15 protein-coding genes, 1 tRNA gene and 2 pseudogenes are annotated in these 19,734 nt (G+C 46.0%); 13 read left to right on the top strand and 5 right to left on the bottom strand.

The window, feature by feature from the left end; translation table 11 throughout:
- The 3 genes from QUB12_RS01470 to QUB12_RS01460 form a co-directional block, all read left to right on the top strand.
- On the top strand, positions 1 to 2,019 hold a 2,019-nt coding region (locus QUB12_RS01470), incomplete at its 5' end, for a DUF5906 domain-containing protein (RefSeq protein ID WP_333305146.1).
- Positions 2,020 to 2,158: 139 nt separating this feature from the next.
- Positions 2,159 to 2,479: a hypothetical protein gene (locus QUB12_RS01465; RefSeq protein ID WP_333305144.1), complete on the top strand. Its 321-nt coding sequence runs from the start codon at positions 2,159 to 2,161 to the stop codon at positions 2,477 to 2,479.
- Positions 2,480 to 2,511: 32 nt separating this feature from the next.
- Complete coding sequence (locus QUB12_RS01460; RefSeq protein WP_333143446.1) at positions 2,512 to 2,790, top strand: flagellar alpha dynein; 279 nt, start codon at positions 2,512 to 2,514, stop codon at positions 2,788 to 2,790.
- A gap of 83 nt (positions 2,791 to 2,873) precedes the next feature.
- On the opposite strand, the gene QUB12_RS01455 is transcribed toward QUB12_RS01460, so the two are convergent.
- Positions 2,874 to 2,947 (bottom strand) — tRNA-Arg (locus QUB12_RS01455).
- A gap of 1,545 nt (positions 2,948 to 4,492) precedes the next feature.
- On the opposite strand from QUB12_RS01455, the gene QUB12_RS01450 reads away from it, so the two are divergent.
- The 6 genes and pseudogenes from QUB12_RS01450 to QUB12_RS01425 all read left to right on the top strand — a co-directional run bounded on the left by QUB12_RS01450 (position 4,493) and on the right by QUB12_RS01425 (position 12,062).
- On the top strand, positions 4,493 to 5,167 hold the full coding sequence (locus QUB12_RS01450) for an Npun_F0813 family protein (protein ID WP_333055855.1): 675 nt from the start codon (positions 4,493 to 4,495) through the stop codon (positions 5,165 to 5,167).
- A 558-nt stretch (positions 5,168 to 5,725) separates the two neighbouring features.
- A complete protein-coding gene (locus QUB12_RS01445; protein ID WP_333143447.1) occupies positions 5,726 to 6,787 on the top strand; it encodes a hypothetical protein in 1,062 nt (353 codons plus the stop codon).
- 378 nt (positions 6,788 to 7,165) lie between these two features.
- Positions 7,166 to 8,359 carry a transposase gene (locus QUB12_RS01440; RefSeq protein WP_333143448.1) on the top strand — a complete coding sequence of 398 codons (1,194 nt, stop codon included), beginning with the start codon at positions 7,166 to 7,168 and terminating at the stop codon, positions 8,357 to 8,359.
- Positions 8,360 to 8,980: 621 nt separating this feature from the next.
- Positions 8,981 to 10,800 (top strand): annotated as a pseudogene (gene ltrA, locus QUB12_RS01435) (group II intron reverse transcriptase/maturase).
- 29 nt (positions 10,801 to 10,829) lie between these two features.
- Positions 10,830 to 10,994 carry a hypothetical protein gene (locus QUB12_RS01430; RefSeq protein ID WP_333305142.1) on the top strand — a complete coding sequence of 55 codons (165 nt, stop codon included), beginning with the start codon at positions 10,830 to 10,832 and terminating at the stop codon, positions 10,992 to 10,994.
- 60 nt (positions 10,995 to 11,054) lie between these two features.
- The gene (locus tag QUB12_RS01425) at positions 11,055 to 12,062 is read left to right on the top strand and encodes a hypothetical protein (protein ID WP_333305140.1); all 1,008 of its coding nucleotides are present in this window, start codon (positions 11,055 to 11,057) and stop codon (positions 12,060 to 12,062) included.
- A 14-nt stretch (positions 12,063 to 12,076) separates the two neighbouring features.
- Here the strand turns inward: QUB12_RS01425 and QUB12_RS01420 are convergent, their stop codons facing one another.
- Positions 12,077 to 12,352, bottom strand: coding sequence for a LapA family protein (locus tag QUB12_RS01420; protein WP_333081696.1), 276 nt, complete (start codon positions 12,350 to 12,352; stop codon positions 12,077 to 12,079).
- A gap of 369 nt (positions 12,353 to 12,721) precedes the next feature.
- Positions 12,722 to 14,155, bottom strand: a complete 1,434-nt coding sequence (locus tag QUB12_RS01415) for a phosphoglucomutase/phosphomannomutase family protein (protein ID WP_333305138.1) — start codon at positions 14,153 to 14,155, stop codon at positions 12,722 to 12,724.
- 1,235 nt (positions 14,156 to 15,390) lie between these two features.
- On the opposite strand from QUB12_RS01415, the gene QUB12_RS01410 reads away from it, so the two are divergent.
- The gene (locus tag QUB12_RS01410) at positions 15,391 to 16,485 is read left to right on the top strand and encodes a hypothetical protein (protein ID WP_333305137.1); all 1,095 of its coding nucleotides are present in this window, start codon (positions 15,391 to 15,393) and stop codon (positions 16,483 to 16,485) included.
- A gap of 95 nt (positions 16,486 to 16,580) precedes the next feature.
- Here QUB12_RS01410 and QUB12_RS01405 read toward each other — a convergent pair whose 3' ends face one another.
- Positions 16,581 to 16,973 (bottom strand): DUF423 domain-containing protein, encoded by a 393-nt coding sequence (locus tag QUB12_RS01405; RefSeq protein WP_333305135.1) that lies wholly within the window; start codon positions 16,971 to 16,973, stop codon positions 16,581 to 16,583.
- Between the two features lie 188 nt (positions 16,974 to 17,161).
- Between QUB12_RS01405 and QUB12_RS01400 the strand changes: the two genes are divergently transcribed.
- The 3 genes from QUB12_RS01400 (at position 17,162) to QUB12_RS01390 (ending at position 18,171) form a co-directional block, all read left to right on the top strand.
- Positions 17,162 to 17,368, top strand: coding sequence for a hypothetical protein (locus QUB12_RS01400; protein WP_333305133.1), 207 nt, complete (start codon positions 17,162 to 17,164; stop codon positions 17,366 to 17,368).
- A gap of 100 nt (positions 17,369 to 17,468) precedes the next feature.
- The gene (locus QUB12_RS01395; protein WP_333305131.1) at positions 17,469 to 17,768 is read left to right on the top strand and encodes a type II toxin-antitoxin system HigB family toxin; all 300 of its coding nucleotides are present in this window, start codon (positions 17,469 to 17,471) and stop codon (positions 17,766 to 17,768) included.
- Positions 17,740 to 18,171, top strand: a complete 432-nt coding sequence (locus tag QUB12_RS01390) for a transcriptional regulator (protein ID WP_333305129.1) — start codon at positions 17,740 to 17,742, stop codon at positions 18,169 to 18,171. Before QUB12_RS01395 ends, QUB12_RS01390 begins: the two co-directional genes overlap by 29 nt.
- Before the next feature lie 101 nt (positions 18,172 to 18,272).
- On the opposite strand, the pseudogene QUB12_RS01385 reads toward QUB12_RS01390, so the two are convergent.
- A pseudogene (locus QUB12_RS01385) lies at positions 18,273 to 19,734 on the bottom strand (hypothetical protein); the annotation flags it as partial.

Raw genomic sequence — 19,734 nt, 5'->3', positions numbered from 1 at the left:
GAAGTAGTATGCCAGAAGTATGACAGTAGTAAAAGTGACTACATCCCAGACACAGCACCGACTGCACTGCAAAACTTCGTACAGAAGGCAGAGGCTGCACTTTACTCAGACGGTCACTGGAAAGCTATTGGAGGTCAGCTTTATCGCTATGTCGGCAGTCACTACGAATTGCGATCGGAATCCGAGGAAAAGCGCCGTATCGGTGACTGGCTCAATACCTACGCGGAGAAGGTAAAGGGTGTTTGGGTCAACAACCGAGCCAGGTCTAGTAACAGAACTGAGATTCTGACGTGGGTTATCGATCAGAACTGGGTTGACCCAAACAAAATAAATCCTGACGGCTTGAACTGCTCTAACGGGGTAGTGAAAATTAACCCTGACGGTTCTCACTCGTTTGTGCCACATGACCCTAACCAGGTCTATACCTATGTTGGCTGCAAGTATGACCCTGACATTGACCCGACAGATTGCGATCGCCTTTTAGAATGCTTGGAACCGTCGCAGCGTGAGGTATTTTTGCGGACTGCTGCTGCTGCGTTGAATTTGAAGCTTGTTCGCTCCAAGCTGACGGGACGGGGCGTTAAAGGTTTGCTGTGCCACGGCGAGGGGGCTAACGGCAAGGATACATTGCGGGCTGTGTTGTCCGCTGTCTTTGGGCGGGGGATGACTGGCAAGTCGCTGTCAGATTTCAAGTCCTATGACAATGGCCGCAAGTTCTCTCTAGCAGGAATTGAAGGAAGTATTTGTAATTGGGCTTCCGAGAATACTGCAAAAGTAGACCTCGACACCATCCAGAGTCTTAAGCAGTTAATCACAGGCGACATCATTGATATTGAACGCAAGGGCAAGGATGGTTATGAGTACAAGCCTGCGGCCGTCTTCTTTGCCAACTGCAACAAACTACCCTCTATCACTGGAGGGACGGCCGCCATTGATGACCGCTACGGCATCCTGAGTTTCAAGAAGACTTACAAGCACAATGCTGACCCGTCTCAGGGTGAATTAGAGGCTGACCCGCGCTTTAAGGATGATGAGAACTTTATCCTTGAGCGGATTGCGCCGGCGATGCTCAACAAGATGTTGGAGCGGTTGCCACTGCTACTAAAAGAGGGGATTGACTACAAGGCAACCCGTGAGGCGATGCGAGAAGCTCAGGAGGAAAGCCGGCATTTGTGGCAGTTTGCCCGCGAGGTTGGTTTGGAGGTTCAGTCTGGCGGTCGCGTCTGGGTTAAAGATTTGTGGGAGCAATTGCAAGCTTGGTATGAGGATGCAGGGATTCTAGAGCGAGAGACTAGTGGCACCAAGGAGAAGCTGATTTGGAATGAACTTTCCAATAAATATGACGCTCCGGTGAAAGCTGTAAACCAGTTGTATTCAAGGTTGTGCGAGATTTTCCCTAAAGTACAAGTTCACCGATATAACGGTCGTGACGAAATGGAACGGAGAGGGCAAAAATACTTGCTTGGAATTAGCTTTGTACAAAGTTCCACAAGAAGTGGCAAAACTGGGTCGCCAGGGTTGCCAGTAGACGCAGAAAGGGTTACAGGGTTGCCAGGTGAGTTGCCAGAAAATATTGGCAACCCAGTTGGCAACCCAGTTGGCAACCCACAAACCCTTACACAGAGCGCTGGCAACTCTGGCAACTCAATTTCCTCACCTTTTACAGAATTTTTGCAATGGTTCTCAAAACAGCCACAAAGCGAGCGCGAGAAAATGGTAAACATACTCACTCAACCTCAGCAATCTCAATCCCCGCTAAAACCGGAGTCAGAGCCGGCAGTGGCATCAGTACCTGAAGTTATCACCCTAGAGGACGCAGAAAAAATGCGAGACATTGCACTAATCTGGTGGCCAGAGTACCATTCTGAACATTTACAAGCCCTGCTTACTCAAATGTTCGGATGGAATACTCCGGGACGGAAATACAGCACTGCTACTATCGCTGACTGGTTGGAGGGAGAAGACGAGTTAGTCCGTGAGCGAATTGCTGAACTCATCCGTCTCCAAGGAAAAATTTAGCCACTGCCTGACAACTGACGGATCAATCCCATCCCCCTTAACTGGGGGATTTTCATGTCTACAAGTTTTGCCTACAAACTGTTGACACTGTAGACAGATATCAGTTATTGTAGACAAATACTGTATACAGGTGTCTACAATGAGTCAAAGTCAAGTTGTATCGTTTAGGGCTTCTGGTCACTTCCTGAACTGGATAGAAGCTCAGAAGCTAGACGGTGAGTCACTTAGTCAAGCTGCACAACGCATTCTCAAGGAAGTCTCAAGCACGTCTACAGCGCTGTCTACTTTGTCTACACCGATAGTGTCTACATCGTCTACAGATTTGTCTACACGAAGCAATGATAGCGTCGTGTCTACAAAAATTGTAGACACTGTAGACAAGGTTGTAGCCGATCGCCTTGACCCGGTGATGGAACGGATGGCCGCCATTGAGGAACGGCTGGGAAAATTGAGTGCCTGAGTGACGGCAACGATGAATCACTCAGGCAGGAATTGAAAGCGGCCAACAAGCAGCTTGCAGAATGGGATAAGGAACTGAATGAGTTACACGAGCGCAACGGCGATTTAGGACTGAAGGTGCAGATGTTGGAACAAGAACTCAAGGAAGCGCAGCGCGATCGGCAAGCAAATAAAAACTCGGCTCCGACCGTCGCAGAATTTCCAGAGCCGGCCGACCTGCTTAACAAGTTGAAGACCAGACGCAAAAAGTCCGGCGCAAACTTGGCAGATATGGAGGCAGTTTTGGACATACTCAGCTACTTAGAAGAGTAGGACTGAGCTAAAGATGAGCGGAAAACCAGACTCTCGGTAGCTTAGTCAACCTGAAACCCTTGCTACGCAAAAGGATTACCTAACGGGTACGGCAGGACTTGAACCTGCGGCTCGCTGCTTAGAAGGCAGCTACTCTATCCAACTGAGTTACGCACCCAACTCAAAAATCGCTAACAAGATTATTGTATCGGTGCAGTGTGCGATCGAGCAAGTAAATTATTTGATACTCCTCACTGATGAATCAGGGGGATTCTTGATTAGACCACAAAGGGACTTTCAAAGGCGTTATCAATGCGCCTCTACCCACTCAGCATGGACGAATCCAAGCTTTGCGTATACTTTTGGCTTTTTTCGGCTTTCGGAGTCCATCACTTATGCCAGATAGGTACGCTCCACATTTTGATATTTTTTGTCAGTTAAATAGGCTTCCTGCTCAAAGGCAGTAGTGGCTTACTGTGCCGGAATCTCACCGAAACTAAAATGCTTCAACACGTAGATGGTTATTCTTAATCGCTGCACTTATCATATCATTGCGACTCAAGTTGCGATCATTCCACGGCGACGGTCGTCGCAGCCGCTTTCCTCCCCATGTCGGTAGCCCGGTGCTTCTCGCTCGTTTTTTGGTGAACTCGGGTAAAGTATTTAGAGGTCGAGTTGAAACCCAACTATTTGGTCGATCGGATATCTCTCCCCATTAAGACGGAACTCAGACAGCAAAAGAGTCACAGGTGCTTTTTCCCCGATGTCTATTGGTTATGTTAACCTCCCCTAGTGGCAAAGCCTAAAACGCTGACCCCATTACCGCCAAACCAGAGATCGTCCCCTGATTTGAGGTATGAGTTGAGTCAGAATGACTAATTTGCTGATATTGAGTTATGTTGGCTAACATTCTGCTCGACTTGATATTTGATAAAAATGTGGTAGAACTAGGATTGAAAGACTCAGGTGAAAATCCCTGATGGTACGGAGCCTTTATATAAGCTTCCTCTACGGCATCAAAGCAAAACAGTCAATCGCCTGCTCAGCACGAGCGCGAAAATCAAGCGTTGCCAGTACAGCAGTCCTAAATTGTGCGCGGGGGATTTTCCTTCGTGCATTGATTTATACGCCAAGGCTGAGAGACAATCTCAGCTTAGATATTTGTTAGCATTTGTTAGCAAAAAAGTATCGGAACGCTTGAGGAGTTGGACTAAATAGCCAAAAAGTTTACTAAAATTAGTCATACTTAACTTGAATGGTTAACATTCTGGGCGGTATGATTACCTCAGTGCCGAAAACAAAGGCTTAATTATCTGGGAGAGTAAACCACCGTGCAAGTCAAAACTGACCAGCCTGTTACAAGGTCGAACGCGAGTCCGCGTTTCGTTAAATTGGTTGAAAATATTGGATGACTCATGGCTAAAAGCTTCAACTAAAATTAACTCAATTAGGGCGGGCTACACCCAAATTAACGCCTGTGGACAAGAAGGAGCCGACTCCCTTGGGTGAAACAGGAAGCAGACCCTTTAGGAGCAATCCTGATTGAATGGTGAGACTTAAATAAGTTTAGCCAAGTTTTGTGTAGCAGAACCATCTCTGGGTGATCGGGAGCAATCCTGCTAATTTAAGTGGACTCGCTGAATCAAGAATCCCTTCGCCTTTAGGCATCGGGAGTGTCAAAAGCACAGCACCTCGGCCATGACAGGAGTCAAATCGCAGTGTCATGTTTATTCTGAAACGGCAGGATGTTGAAATAACCAATTTTCAACACCCAAAACGGGATCAACAAATTCCCATTCTCAATTATCAGGGGCAGACTTTTCGCCTGATCAGCGCCTTCAACGGCAAGCAAGCAGAAGACGCCAGAGCCTTGTGGCGGGACTTAACCGACAACCGAGGCAAAGCCTGTGTTCTGCTAGAAGAGCCGGATAGATATAGCGTCTGGGGAAAAGTCCGTTTAGATCAGCTTGCCGGTGAAGAACCGGCAGGGAATGAAGCAGCCAAAGCACCACTGTTCGCGCAGGCTTGTCTGCTGCTCCTCCAAGCTGTTTACTTCGATGTAGAAGACCTCTTAGGCGCAAGGCAAGCCACATCGTTTCAGAAAGATATCGCCAAGGTATTTCAGCAGGGAAACTTCCCCCAGGCAGACTCCCCTGATGCGATAAAAAACTGGCTAACCGTTAGTCCCTTGCAAAATCACAAGGTGCCTCCTTGGCAAGAGCAGCATCTCAAGACCTTATTGCAAGAACTCCACCGCTTGGGCAAATCATATTTTGGCAATACGGACTTCGCGGAGGGAGTGAGCGATGTGCTGCAAGATATGCCAGCACCGGATCGGACTCAGTTTCTAGATTGGCTGAAACAATCAGCCCTCAACAAGTTGTGGATCGCAGGATAGAAAATCTGTGACAATTGCTCAGACAATTGGGTCGAGATAATGGATATTAGATAATTGCGCTGTAGGGGGTACGCGATATACAGGTTGGATTGCCAACTTGTATTGACCAACCAAATTGTTGATTCGGTTTGGATGCCACCTATGGTCTGGCAATTTAACTAAGTTTCGATCGCATTACCCGCCTAGAATCATTGATATGAGTAGGGAAATGGGAAAGCAAAAAAACAGATACCTCAACCTTTGAGGGTATAATTTCAGAGATAGATTTGGTACTGTAAAAACCTTAAGGGTGGAGACATCTACCGTATGTCTATCATTATATTTCCGGGTACAAGATCGACTAACAACTAATTTATTGAATTAGTAAATAGATATTATTCTTGCTTAGTCTTTCTATAGTGTACGAGGGCAAAAGCCCCGACGACACACTGAGGACGCCAGTTATCCCGGAAGCGTCAGATCGAGGTTTTTTAAGGTTTTTGGCGAAAGAATCCTCATCTCCAATCAAAGATTGAGATGGGGTGCGTTCAACCGCTAGTTAGGTCTCGTGGAATCCCTATGAGTAGCACTTCAGAAAAGTCATCTACATCTTCATCTTTACTGTCAGCTCAGACCCTAGTGATTGTGGGCATTGTCTGGGCTGTCATGGCGCTGCTGTTCTTTTTGCTGTTCAGCGTCCCCCTCTCAGCAGAAGAGGGTTTACCTCTGTGGTACTCGATCGGCACTTATATTTTTGAATGCGGGGCATACCTGGGAGCTGCATTAGTTTGTTTTAGAAACTGGCAAAGCCCGCACATGGTCAGCGGGCGCAACGTCTGGCTGGGCATTGGTCTGGGGATGCTGTTCTATTTTATCGGCGGTGTGCTATTTGGCATTTGGGAACTGTATTTCGAGGCCGACCCGGACGTGTCCCCCGCAGATGCCTTTTATCTGGGCAGCTATGTGGTACTGATTGGGGGCATGGTGATCGCTGTGACTTCCAAACGGCTGAATCTAGAAATTTGGCAGTGGGCTTTGTTAGCGGGAATTGCAGCCTTCGGGATTGCTGTAGCTATCTGGGTTGCTGCACCTGAGTCTTGGAGGCTACAGCTAGGAATGTCTCCAGCAGCCACCCAGGAAGTAGTGACAGGCTCTGCGCCAGCGCCTGGGGCAAAAGGGCCTGGTTTAGAAAATTCGTCCAACTCCATGGTAAAAGGAACAGCCGCGACTGCTGCTAAATCCGCACCCGAAGAAGAAGAAGCAGCAGCAGAACCAAGTAAAACTCCCGCATGGGTAATAGCACTTGACAAGCAACTGTCGCCTTACGCCTATGCAATCAATTTGTTTTACATCGTCGGGGACGTTTTTCTGCTGATTATTGCTACTGCATTGCTGCTGGCGTTTTGGGGAGGACGTTTTTCCCAATCTTGGAGAATGATTGCGGCGGCAACTTTTTCGCTTTACATCGCAGATATGTACTTTAAATGGCGCGATACTCAGGCTGAGGGTACTTATCAAAGCGGCAGTTTGCTCGAAGTCTTTTTTGTTTTCAGCGCCATCCTGTTCGGAATTGGAGCTATCTTGGAACATGACATCTCAACCCGTTCTCGCCAGAGCAGGCGCAGTCGTCGCGCAGCCTAGCGATTTGAGGTTAGGGTTGCTTTGGCAAGCGATGGGGACGCGAAAGCTGTTTGGCCCTTGTCGGCATCTGTGAGCTTGAAATCGAAAATGAAAAATCACAGTTCGCTGACTGCTAGCCTGCGTCTTTTCACCAAAAAACGAGCGAGAAGCCCTGGCTTTAGACATGGGGAGGAAAGCGGCAGCGACGACCGTCGCCTAACATCTTTATCCTCAATTAATTCCTTCATAGCAGAAGATAGGCTACGACAGATTTGACCCCTGCTGTAGATCGATCTACAGCAGGGGTCAAATCATGAACATAAACAGAATTATATTGTTTATTTTTGACCGGATGAAATCCTACTATGATAGTATAATTTAACAGGGAGGAAAGAGAATATGTTTGGATGCCAACAAAATCTAATAAGTCCCAATACAGACTTAAAAGCAATTCTAGAATTCCTTTGTAGCGAGTCGTCAAAGTTGACGAACTGCGGAATATATTATGCTCGCCAAATGTACTTCAAGACAGGCAAGATACCGAGTAGGGCCCAGTTGCACAAAGTGCTTGGTACAGAAAACCAGAACTTGCATTACAAAGCATTTTATTCGGATACCGCGCAACAGATTTTAACTACCGTCGCTGAGTCTTTTAAATCCTACATTGGACTACTGAGAGGAATTCGCAAAGGCACTGTAACCCAAAGACCTAGATTACCGAATTATCGACAAGGCGGTCTAGCTTTAGTGACTTATACAGGTCGCTCTGTCCGGCTTAAGGATGGACTACTGAGATTCCCATTGGGCAGCAAGGTTAAAACTTGGTTCGGCTTGGATGCTTTCTATCTTCCTCAGCCTACCAATCTCGACTACAAAGCAATCAGAGAATATAGGATTCTACCTCGAAACGGTGCCTTCTATTTAGAGTTGATTTACAAACTGAAAGATGTCCAAGTAGAGGTAGACCAATCCAAGGTCTTGATGATCGACCACGGGATGAACAATTGGTTGACTTGTATCAGCAATGTGGGGACTAGCTTAATAATTGACGGACGACATCTGAAGTCCATCAATCAAGGATATAACAAGCGTGTTGCGTTTTTGATGTCAGGGAAAGCGAATGGTTACTGGTCAAAACGATTGGAGGGTTTAACTGAGAATCGCAATCGCACCATGCGGGATGCTGTCAACAAAGCAGCTCGAAAAGTAATAAATCATTGCTTGCTCAATAAAATTGGTACTGTAGTATTCGGCTGGAATGCTGTCATGAAAAATGGTATTAGTTTAGGAAATAAAACTAATCAAAATTTTGTTCAGATTCCAACTGGCCGGCTAAAATCCCGTATTGCTCAGTTATGCGAGCAGTACGGGATTCGGTTTGTGGAAACCGAAGAGTCGTATACGTCGAAGGCTTCCTTTATCGATCTTGATTTGCTACCTAAATTCTGCGAAAAACCAGAAGGGTGGCAACCTTGCGGTCAAAGAATTAAGCGCGGATTGTACCGTACTCTTGAAGGTTTGTTGATTAATGCTGATTGCAATGGGGCAGGCAAGTGCGATTCGTTCAGTCGAAACCGAGAAATCGGGGGATGACTGGCTTCTACAGGGTAATCCATTAGGATTGAGTTCGCACTTTAATCCCTTGTAGATGACAACTTCACAACCTTGCAGGTGAGCGTAAGTATCCTAGAAAGCGTCAAACCCTGCCCCCCAAACGTAGAGGTGAAAGCATATCCCCCACTGTAGAGACTAGCCATCAATCGGTGAAGCGGGGATAAAAAGCGGAAAGAGCTACTAGCCTAAAGTGGTATCCCGTGAGCAAGTTCCTACGGATAGCGAAAGCGAAGTCACTGCGTGAATCACCGTTACGCCGAACCAGCGAAATAAGGCTTCATGCGCTGGCAGTCCCAAAAGGGCATTAGTACAGGGTGGTATGAGAATTTGGCTCGACATACCTACGTTACCCAAAAACTCGGTGAAAAGGTGACATCCTAACGGAACAAACCAATGGTTGTGAGGAACGAAGTAACCCACCTGATTACTCTCGGAGAGGTCGAAAACTTCGAGCAGTCAGCTAAGACGAAATATCTGGATTTCCAGGTAACAGGTGGTAGAGATTGAGTCAAAAGCCAACGTCTCACTGTAATGGTGAGGATATGCTAACGGACTTACGGTAATACGGATGGTATAGCTACAAGTAGCAATGAATAAGTTATGAACACGGCAGAAAAACCGATGTATGAATGGAACGATATCAACTGGCGAAAGCTAGAGCGTAACGTTTTTAAATTGCATTCATCGGATATATCAAGCGTCTAATCGTGGTGATGTCAAGCTAGTACGCAGACTCCAGAAACTTTTGATAAGCTCTTGGGCAGCAAAAGCCGCTTCGGTTCGTCGGGTAACTCAGGATAATCAAGGCAAGAAGACAGCAGGCGTAGACGGTGTTAAATCACTGAATCCAAAGCAACGTCTCGCATTGATAAATAAAATATCATTGGGTTCTAAGGTTAAACCAACACGCCGGGTTTGGATACCCAAACCAGGGACAGATGAGGAAAGACCTTTAGGTATACCGACAATGGAAGACCGAGCGATGCCGCGCGTTAGTCAAACTGGTGTTAGAACCAGAATGGGAAGCGCGATTTGAACCTAACTCATACGGGTTCAGACCAGGACGCTCGTGCCACGATGCGATAGGAGCAATATTCAATGCGGTAAGTCAGAAATCAAAATATGTTCTGGATGCCGACATTAGTAAATGTTTCGACCGCATTAACCATGATGTACTTCTCTCAAAATTAAATACCTATCCTACCCTACGGAGACAAATCCGAGCTTGGTTAAAAGCTGGTGTTATGGATGGAAACAAGCTGTTCCCAACTGATGAAGGGACACCACAGGGCGGGGTGATTTCTCCTCTACTCGCCAATGTCGCCTTACATGGGATTGAGGAATTGATTAGGGGTTTAGCCCCAAAATTCGAGATGAGAGACTATCGTGGTCATACTTATGGATTACGAGACAAAATCAAATCGATTTCACTGATACGATATGCGGACGATTTCGTAGTCCTCCATGAGGATTTAGAAGTTGTGAAGCTGTGTAAGGTTGAGATAGAGAAGTGGTTAAGTGACATTGGGTTAGAATTAAAGCCGAGTAAAACAAGATTAGCCCACACCCTGAATAAACTAGATGGTGAAAAACCGGGATTTAACTTTCTAGGATTCAACATCAAGCAGTTTCCAGTAGGAAAACACAACTCAAGTAAGGGAACCAGAGGCACTTTATTGGGCTTTAAAACTATTATCACCCCCAGCAAGGAAAGTCAGAAAAGGCACTACAGAAAAGTTGCGGAAGTAATAAATAAATCACGTGGGTTAAACCAAGCGACTTTAATAAAAAATCTCAATCCTATCATTAGGGGTTGGTGTAACTACTTCTCAACAGTCGTCAGTCAGAAAGTATTTGATAGGCTATGGCACTTAGTGGTTTGGAAGCTCCTCAAATGGGGTCGCCATCGTCATAGGAACAAGGGCAGAGGGTGGACACGCCTTAAATACTTCAAAACCGTAGAAGGCAATAACTGGGTGTTCGCAACCGGAGAGGGTAACAATCCTCTAAAGCTCATACAACATAGCTCCACTGAAATAAAACGCTATGTAAAAGTAAAAGGGATGGCATCACCCTATGACGGGGACTGGATATATTGGAGTTCAAGAATGGGAGTACACCCCGAAATACCCGTAAGAGTGGCTAAACTACTCAAGCGACAAAAAGGGAAATGCGCTCACTGCGATAACTACTTCAAAGATGGAGATTCGATAGAGGTTGACCACATCATCCCCAAATCGAAAGGTGGAAGGGAATTGTATGATAATTGGCAGCTACTTCATCGACATTGCCATGACACAAAGACTGCCAATGATGGTAGTCTCGGTAACAAATCTAGCTGCAAAAGTGCTAAACCTAAGCCACCAGTGGAACCAAGCCTTTGGGTTTGGGAAAACGATATGTTGGTAATGACGTACTGATGACAACAGCCGTTTTATTGAGGAGCGGAATGATGGGAAACTATCACGTTCCGTTTTGTAGAGCAGTGGAGGAGGCGACTCCTTCACTGACTTTAATTATCGGTAGAAAAGTAGCGGCAACTTTGGGGCTTTGTCTCAAAGAAGTCAGTAGAGGCGCATTGATAACGCCTTTGAAAGTCCCTTTATGGTCTTAGTCAAGAATCCCCCTGATTCATCAGTCGGGAGTATCAAGTCTTTTTGCTGGAAAACTTGGCATGACGCCTACAAAACTCTCCGATTCAGACAAACGCGAACTCATCAGGCTGTACCGACAGTCAAACGAGAATACTATCACTCTGGCAAAGCGCTACGGAGTGAGCAGTTCGACTGTGAGGCGCATCATTCAGGGGGCTTTGTCGGGGCCGGAATATGAATTTCTAGTGCAGCAAAAACAAAAGCGTTTGTCCGATCGCACCAGTGTTTCTGAACCGACAGAGAGGACTACTGATCCGTCGGCAGATGGCGAAACCGATCCTGTAGGTGTCCCCCTGTCGGAGTCAGTCCCCCTCCTGCAGTCAGCCGCAAATTCGAGACCGACGATCCGAAAGCGTTCTGGAGCAGTCCCTGAACCAGTTCCAGAACTCGAAATTCGAGGGAATGTAGAGTCGGATTTGGATGTTTCTGATGTGCCAGATGCCCAAGCAGCCAATCTTGCCGATCGCAGCCACCGCGCTGTTGTGACTGGTGAACTAAAGGCAATGCTGCCAGCAGAAGGGTTGCTGGCAGGTGAAGATTTTAGCGATTTCGAGGAAGATGACGAGGATGAGGATGAGGATGAGGATGATTTAGATGACGACTTCGACGAAGATTTAGACGATGAAGACTCTCTATTTGAAGGCCGTCTGCTGGGTTCAATATCGTCAGGGGAGTCGATCCTCTTCGAGGGCTTCGCTAACGAGCTTCGGGGTACAGGACTGATTCAAGTTTTGCCTTTAAGCGAAGCATCTCTGCCCAAAATTTGTTATTTGGTGGTCGATCGGGCGGCAGAGTTAATCACCAGACCTCTAAAAGCTTTTGGCGAACTGGGTCAAATTCCGGCGGCGGAAATTCGCGAGAAAACTCTGGCAGTGTTTGACAATCACCGAGTGGCCCGCCGGTTTGCTACTCGCAATCAAAGGGTTTTCAAGATTCCTGACAGCAGTATGCTGCAAAAAGCAGCACCTTATTTGCGAGCAAAGGGAATTACTCGGCTGCTGATTGACGGCCAGGTATATTCCCTTTAAGGGATCAAATCTATTTAATATTGTACGGTGTCGGATTCTTCTGGATTGGCCTGAAATTTAGGACGCGAGTTTTGGGAATCTGAAAGGTTCCACAGCGGTTGCAGTAGCGCACCTCCGATCAGTCCTGCACTCAGGCTCATTGCCAATACTACTCCTACGGGCATTTGTATCGATTGAAAAAAGATAAAGTTTAAGGATACTGGGGCGGCGTTCTGCACTGAGATAATGCCGATCGCGCTTACTAAAATTGCTACTAAAAAACTAATGGCGAGCAGAGGAATTGTTTTCATAAACGGGTTGACAGGCTAGTAATTTAACTTGTATAATTGTTTTATAATCGGAATATGTGTGAAAATTTTATTTTTGCCAACACCCCATTATTTAATAATATACAATTTTATCTGGATAAAAGTCAAGTAGATTCGGGAAAAATTTAGGAATTTTTTAAATTAATTAAAAATTAAAAATAAATAGATAAATTTACAAATCCCAAACTTTAACAAATCCCAGTGTATTGCAAATATATAACTGGCCCAGCAGTATCGATGATTAATGTTCAGAGGCTTTGCCAGAGTTATCAAAAATACGTAAGGTGCGCTTCGGCGCACCTCACAATCCCAAGCGCTAGGGGAAAAACCCCCGTTGGAATAGGTAGAAATTTAAACAGGTTCTAACTGGGAAATTACCTTTTCCATGTGTTGGGCAACTTGGCTTTCTTTTTCCACAGAATTGGTTTCCATGTAAACGCGCATCAAGGGTTCGGTTCCCGAAGGCCGCAGCAGTACCCAGCCGCCGTCTTCAAGATAAAGTTTAATCCCGTCTTTGCGGCCGATTTCCTTAACGCCGATCCCTGCTACTTCTGTGGGGGGATTCTTGGTAAAAGATTCCAAAACGGCTGCTTTGTGGGCTTCTTCTAGGTGCAAGTCCAAACGTTTGTTGTACAGGGGGCCGCTGGCTTCTTTAATGGCTTCTTCGACTAGCTGAGAAAGCGGTTTGCCTTCATAGGCGATCGCCTCAGCAACTAGCATATCAGCCAAAATCCCGTCTTTTTCAGGAATGTGACCCAAAACGCTCAAACCGCCAGATTCTTCGCCACCGATGAGCACCGCAGTTTCCCGCATTTTTTCGCCGATGTATTTAAAACCGACTGCGGTTTCGTAGATTGTTAAACCGTACTTGGCGGCCAAATTGTCCAGCAAGTGGGTAGTTGCGACTGTACGGACGATCGCCCCAGTCAATCCTTTATTCTTAACCAAGTGACGCGCCAGCAGCAACAGTACAGTATTTGGAGTCAAGACATTTCCCAACTCGTCAACAATACCAAAGCGATCGCTGTCGCCATCGGTAGCCAAACCCAAATCCGCCGAATCCTTCTTAACAGCTTCCACCAACTCAACTAACTGTTCCCCCTTGGGTTCGGGCATTCCGCCACCAAACAGCACGTCGCGGTAGGTATGAAAACTTTCGACTTCGCAGCCGCAGTGTTCCAAAACCCCATCGAGATAGCCGCGAGAAGTCGAGTAGAGGGCGTCGTACTTCACCTTCAACTTAGCAGAGCGAATCCGCTCCACATCGATCAAAGTATAAAGAAACTTCAGATATTCGGGTTTCGGGTCAAAACTGGAGATTTTATCGTTGTGGCTGCCTTTGGCTGGGGCATCAGAAGCACCAGCAATATTTGCCACAATTGTATCGGTAATTTCCGGGGTTGCCGGGCCCGCGTAGTCGGGGATGTATTTGATGCCGCAGTAAGGTGCGGGATTGTGCGAAGCCGTGAACATCAGGGCTCCTGCGGAGTTGAGATGCTTGGCGCTGTAGGCGATGACTGGTGTGGGGCAATCTCGATCGACCACTTTCACCGTCCATCCCAAATCTGCCAATACTTCCGCCGAGGTGCGGGCGAACTCGTCTGCCAGAAAGCGGGTATCGTAGGAGACTAGAACTGGGCGGTCTTTGGTGTAAGCGGTTTCTAGGTAACTGGCGATCGCACGGGTGACTTTTCGCACGTTGGCAAAAGTAAAGTCATGGGCAATCAGTCCCCGCCACCCATCGGTTCCGAACTTAATTTCAGTTGAATTGCTGCTAGCGCTCATAAAAAAACTCGGTAAGTGGGAAACTCAGCGGCTTTAGCCCGCTCGTGAAAAACGACGCGGCGATTTCAATCGCCTTGAATCCCCTTTCGGGGTTGGAGAGGGAATTTAATCAACCTCTCCAGTAAGGTATGGTTGCCTCAATCTCCCTTTCGGGGTAAAGTTCGCTTCGCCAATGTTATAAAGGCTTGTCACGCTTACAGCACTGTCTCAGTGACTTTAAGACTGTTTAACTGTAAACAACAGAGCGGAAAACTAGCGACGTATTCTCCGGTGTTATGACCTAAATAACGTAGTCAATGAAGACTTAGGCTGGTCAGTACCGCTTGCGAGAGATCACTCTTACAAGCGAGCGTGGCTTTAGCCCGCTCGTTACTGACTTTATCCACTTCCTCTCGTCCTACTAATCCTACCCGAAGGCATAGCCTTAAAGACATACTGGCCGTGCTGTTTGTGAGGATCGATCGCCCGTGGGGCCCGCATCAACCGAATCCTCTCGTTGTAGGGACAGGGTTCCGCCTCCGGCAGGACTCGAACCCGCCGGATTTGGCAAAATGTGCGGGCTACCGGGCGAGTCACTCGCTAATTGTGGTTTTGAAGGGTAGTTTGCCGATCGAATGGACGACGATCAATTGCGGGCGATGGGGGAAGCTAAAAAACTGATCACAAAAAACGGCCCTGGCAATAGCCTTAACGAAATGCACATAAATCTCATCCTTATCTTAAATTTAATTTTTTATTTAGAAAAGCCGATTATTAAATTTGTTAAGGTTTCCTAACAATCGCCAGACTCACAATACATTTCTAATTCAGCTATAGAAATAAATTAACCAAAGTCACCCCTAGAGCGCGCTGTAGCCTAGCTTCATTAAGAAATTAGGGCGATCGACCAAAGCGCTCCAAAACAAAGATAAAGTATTTCAAGCAGCAGTTTGTTTGAGGCGGATTGGACTTTAATTATCAGATTTTAAGACAAATTAAATTTATTTCTCGTCCTCTTTATAGGTCAAAAAAATAAATTAGGATCGCGATCACAGGGTGATGGTGATCGCTCGCACAATAAATAACGTTATTAACGTGCAACTTATAAAAGATGCAGGCAGTCGAGCCAAATTGCTTATAGCTTTAAGCGTAATGGCTGATGACTGTCAGCGTACAAATGCAGAAAATTGTAGTTGACAACGTTAAAACTTAGGGGAATCGATCGGGTGCGACTTAATAAAAAAACGAGGTTTATCATGACGGGTATTTCACAAATATCTTCAAAATCTTTACCAGCAGCCGACCAACTTCAACACGGCCCAAGTCAGGCGTCCCAAGGTATTACCGGACCCGACACTGACAAACTCCCAAAAGCTAAAGGTGTCAGCGTTTCTTCCTTCGCAGTTAGCTGGGCAAAAAAATATTACAGTACAGTTGCGACACGAGAGAACCAAGGGCCACGCCAAATTCTCCCCAGCCTCGATTTAACTAATTTTGAGGGAAATAGGGCCCCAATAGTTGACAAATTGACAGATACCCTGAAATTAGCCAGCGAGATAGCTTGGAGTAGAGTAGAAGCTCTTTTAGGGAAACAAATAGAGCGGCACGCGATCGATCCAAGTTTAATTAATTCTTTAGAAATTGCCGCCGATTCTCGCACATTATATCGGAAAGCAATAGACGCTTATGCCGATAGAGAACCTGTTTTCCGCTTGTCAGTGCTGGTGGGAAAAGATATTATCAAAGTGAGGCGAAAATACTCAGAGACAGATCCGTTAGTGCTGGGATTTGTGACAATGCAGTTTCAATACACTAGCAAAATCTTGTTAGGATGTCTTTCGGAGTCAGAGAGAGCGGAATTTGCGCCCTACTTAAAAGTTGTAGACGACTACCTGCACATTCCCTACGGAGAGATTAACGAGGCTGCGGCGAATCAGCCCCCGAATTCAAGAGCTCTATTAGCCGTTCAGCATTTGTTGCAGCAGACGACTCAGATTGCTAGTGCAGTGTACGATCGAGCTAGTGCCCAGCATCAAGGATACCGCAGCAGCAGTGGCTATTTGAGCGATCGGGAGATAAAAATTTCTGGTATCCGGGATGTCGAGATTTTTCAAAGCTATTTGTGCTGGTGCGTTTTGGAAGGTAGTATTCGCCCGGTACAGCAAGAATTGTTTCCAATTTGCGTGATGTTGTACCCCAAACTTCATGTAAGTTGGGAGTTAGTGCAGGATATGCTGCTGATTTTATTTTGGGAAATATGCGATCGACTTCCTGCTGAAGATTTAACGGTATTTGTACCTTACTTGCGTACTTTGACTGAGATGTTTTCCAGCGATGTGTTTGATAATTAGGGAATTGGGCAAAGGGCAAAGGGCATAGGGCATAGGGCATGGGGTCAAAAAGCGGAACTATCGCCGAGGGATTTGGCATTGGGAATTGCCAATCTCTATTTAAAACTAAAAGCTGCCACTGCCAAACATCCCCAACCGACAATAAAAGCAACTCCTCCCAGCGGCGTAATTGCACCCAGCCATTTAATGTCGCTCAAACTCAGGGCGTACAAACTGCCTGAAAAGATGAGAGTGCCGGCAATAAAAGCCCATCCAGCCACTGCAAAAAAGGTTTGAGACTCTTGGGCGCGGCTCAAGAGTAAAGCGACGAGTAATAGAGCTAGGGCATGGTACATTTGATATCGGGCGCCGGTCTCAAAAATGGTTAAAGCTCGATCGGTCAATTGATTTTTCAAAGCGTGGGAGGCAAAAGCACCGCCTGCAACGGATAAACCTCCGAATACGGCTGCGGCTGCTATGAAAATGCGGATTAGGATTAGTGATGACATAATTTAACGTGGATGGGAGAAGGGCGATCCTATATAAACCATTCTCTATTATATCAAAATTAACAAAAAGTTTGTTGAATCCAACAATTTTATGATAGGATTAAAGCTCTCCATTTTGTTATAACAGCGTATGAGTTAACGGGTAAACCTTTGAGTGCTTATAAACGCCGACAACGTGGTAGGTAAATATGGCAACACAAAATCAATTTCCCTTGAGTTGGGATGAAAAACGAGTGCGCCCAACGATCGAACATTACGATCGACAGTCAGAAGATGAATCGGTAGCAGAAGATGAAGCAGCGTTTGATAATCAAGATCAAGCGTTTGTTCAAGTTCCTTTGGAGTTATTACCGTTAGTTAGAGAGTTAATTGCTAAACATTATGCCAGTGTTTAAGACAAGATAAAGAAGGGCGATCGCACTTACAAATGTTTATAATATGACAAATGCCTAAGTTCCGAGCAAAATTTGGTGTAGTTTAGAAAAAAAGGGTGAAATGCGTGTTATCAGCCGAAAAATCCTACGAGATTTCTGTGAAAGCCATGCGGATTCCTGTGATGCACTTTATGACTGGTATAGAGTGTCAAGTAAAGCCCAATGGCAGAACCTAATTGATGTTCAGCAGACTTATCCAAAAGCTGAAGCAGTCGGAAATTTTACCGTATTTAATATTAAGGGAAATCGATATCGGCTGATAGTTGATTTGGTTTACGGTTCTCAAAGGATCTACATCAAATATGTTTTGACTCACGCTGAGTATGATAAGGATGAGTGGAAAAATGATCCGTACTTTTGATGCAAAATCTTATACAGATTTACTGGTTCGGTATCAACCAAAGCCGATCGCAACTGAAGCAGAAAACGATGCCGCGATCGCTCTCGCTAGCGAACTGGAACACCGCCCCGCGCGATCGCCGGAGGAAGAGCTATTTCTGGAGCTTTTGATAACGCTGATTGAAAAATTTGAATCTGAAAATTATCCAATGACCGCAGGGAACTCTGCCTCAATGTTGCGACATTTAATGGATGCGAGAAATTTAGATAAATCTGACTTGATTCCATTTTTTGGAACGGAAACAAAGGTTGAGGAAATTCTGGTTAATCGCAGGGCGATCGAAATAGATGAAGCCAGAAAAATCGCCGACTTTTTCCAAGTCGATCTTAGTTTGTTTCTTGAAGTGCGATCGCAGCCTATCTAACAGCAACAGCGATAGCGATCGCCCTTCCACACAAAAGAGCGATCGCCCTTCCCATCCAGAAAGGCGATCGCCTAAATCGCAAACCTATCTGATGATTAGATTTAGAGAATGATGAAATTCGCTGCCGTCAGGGAATTATTATCGTAAACGATCGTAATAACATTCCCCGAATTAGAGCCGAGAGTTATTTGAGCAAAGCGTTTACCGGGATCGGGATTGCCATTGACATCGTTTACTGTGCCGTTGAAGAAGTTTCCAGGTGCGCTTAAAACAGTAGCTCCGTCCTTAAATCCATAGCTAGCGGCCAACTGTATTTTGTCATCAGCTACCGTAAAATCCCCTATCTCATCTTTACCGCTTGCGACATCAAAAATAAACATATCGCTGCCAGGGCCTCCTGTCAGGGTATCCTCGCCAAGACCACCAATCAGCGTATCATTGCCACCGCTGCCGTTAAGTACATCGTTACCAGCACCTCCAATCAAGGTATCATTGCCAGCTACACCGTTGATGATGTCGTTACCCCCTAAACCGTTGAGAGTATCACCCAAATCTGTACCAAGGACTTTATTATCTCCCTCAGTTGCAGTGGTTGGCGTTGAATCTTGAACGGTAAATCCCTCAAATTTGTAACCAACATCTGCAAGCAATGCTAAATCAACTTTAGTGGGGATATAGGTTGCACCACCGCCATCACCAAGAAGAGATGGCAAACCACCTTTACTAACAATACTAGCTGGATGTCCCAAGTCGGCTCTAAGAGGAATAGGATTGCCTGCATTAGCCGATCTGGCATTGGAACCGTCAAAAGAGGCTCCAACTGTTCTTGCACGGAAAGCTGGTGAAAGACCAATCCCTAAAGCGTGTGCTATCTCATGGACAGCAGTAATAAACAAGCTGGCATCATTGCCTTGTTCGCTCGGAGTAGCACTCAAGTCGAAAATGTTTGGCTCGACGCTATACGAGAGGTTAGAAGCAAATGACATGGTGCTTGCATAGGGTTCATAATTCACCCCATTGATCCGATCAGATAAAACATAGGAAAAATTCGTTGCATCTTGATAACCAGCACCCTCGCCTTGTGTTTCTCCAACAGAGCCACTTAAAGGTCGAGCACCCACAAATATCGCAAGATCGTCAATATCCTGATTTAAAACAACCTTATCTTTTTGTCCAGTTTGAGGATTTTTAATCCAGAACTCGGTGCCGGCAGGAACATTGGGAAATTCATCTTGGATAACGGCTTCCCAGTAGTCTGCTGCTGCTTCTAAAGTAGCTTTGCGGTTGGGGCCATTGATGGGGTCACTGAAGAATCCATTGGTATCAAACCGATAGTCAAATGTGATGTTGAAAGTGCTTACCTGAGACGGAGCACTAGCACGACCTTCAGCTTGACCAATAGTTTGGTAGTGTTCCCAAGCACTTTTTACTTTGCTAGTCACAATCGCTTTGGCAGCATCGTTATTATTGACCAGGTAGAACTTTTCATCGAACGACGCTGGTGCCGGAGTCGGAGTCGTAACCGGAGTAGGTGTTGTCACCGGAGTCGGAGTTGTCACCGGA

This window comes from Microcoleus sp. B7-D4 (assembly GCF_036705125.1).
Lineage (GTDB): Bacteria > Cyanobacteriota > Cyanobacteriia > Cyanobacteriales > Microcoleaceae > Microcoleus.
Note: the sequence above shows the minus strand (reverse complement) of the source record. Positions and strands in the feature narration are given on the sequence as shown.

What these genes read in the sequence shown, in the direction of transcription:
- QUB12_RS01465 (WP_333305144.1), top strand. Translation starts at nt 2,159, where the DNA reads ATGAGTCAAAGTCAAGTTGTATCGTTTAGGGCTTCTGGTCACTTCCTG.
- QUB12_RS01450 (WP_333055855.1), top strand. Translation starts at nt 4,493, where the DNA reads ATGTTTATTCTGAAACGGCAGGATGTTGAAATAACCAATTTTCAACAC.
- QUB12_RS01445 (WP_333143447.1), top strand. Translation starts at nt 5,726, where the DNA reads ATGAGTAGCACTTCAGAAAAGTCATCTACATCTTCATCTTTACTGTCA.
- QUB12_RS01440 (WP_333143448.1), top strand. Translation starts at nt 7,166, where the DNA reads ATGTTTGGATGCCAACAAAATCTAATAAGTCCCAATACAGACTTAAAA.
- QUB12_RS01430 (WP_333305142.1), top strand. Translation starts at nt 10,830, where the DNA reads ATGATGGGAAACTATCACGTTCCGTTTTGTAGAGCAGTGGAGGAGGCG.
- QUB12_RS01425 (WP_333305140.1), top strand. Translation starts at nt 11,055, where the DNA reads ATGACGCCTACAAAACTCTCCGATTCAGACAAACGCGAACTCATCAGG.
- QUB12_RS01420 (WP_333081696.1), bottom strand. Translation starts at nt 12,352, where the DNA reads ATGAAAACAATTCCTCTGCTCGCCATTAGTTTTTTAGTAGCAATTTTA.
- QUB12_RS01415 (WP_333305138.1), bottom strand. Translation starts at nt 14,155, where the DNA reads ATGAGCGCTAGCAGCAATTCAACTGAAATTAAGTTCGGAACCGATGGG.
- QUB12_RS01410 (WP_333305137.1), top strand. Translation starts at nt 15,391, where the DNA reads ATGACGGGTATTTCACAAATATCTTCAAAATCTTTACCAGCAGCCGAC.
- QUB12_RS01405 (WP_333305135.1), bottom strand. Translation starts at nt 16,973, where the DNA reads ATGTCATCACTAATCCTAATCCGCATTTTCATAGCAGCCGCAGCCGTA.
- QUB12_RS01400 (WP_333305133.1), top strand. Translation starts at nt 17,162, where the DNA reads ATGGCAACACAAAATCAATTTCCCTTGAGTTGGGATGAAAAACGAGTG.
- QUB12_RS01395 (WP_333305131.1), top strand. Translation starts at nt 17,469, where the DNA reads ATGCGTGTTATCAGCCGAAAAATCCTACGAGATTTCTGTGAAAGCCAT.
- QUB12_RS01390 (WP_333305129.1), top strand. Translation starts at nt 17,740, where the DNA reads ATGAGTGGAAAAATGATCCGTACTTTTGATGCAAAATCTTATACAGAT.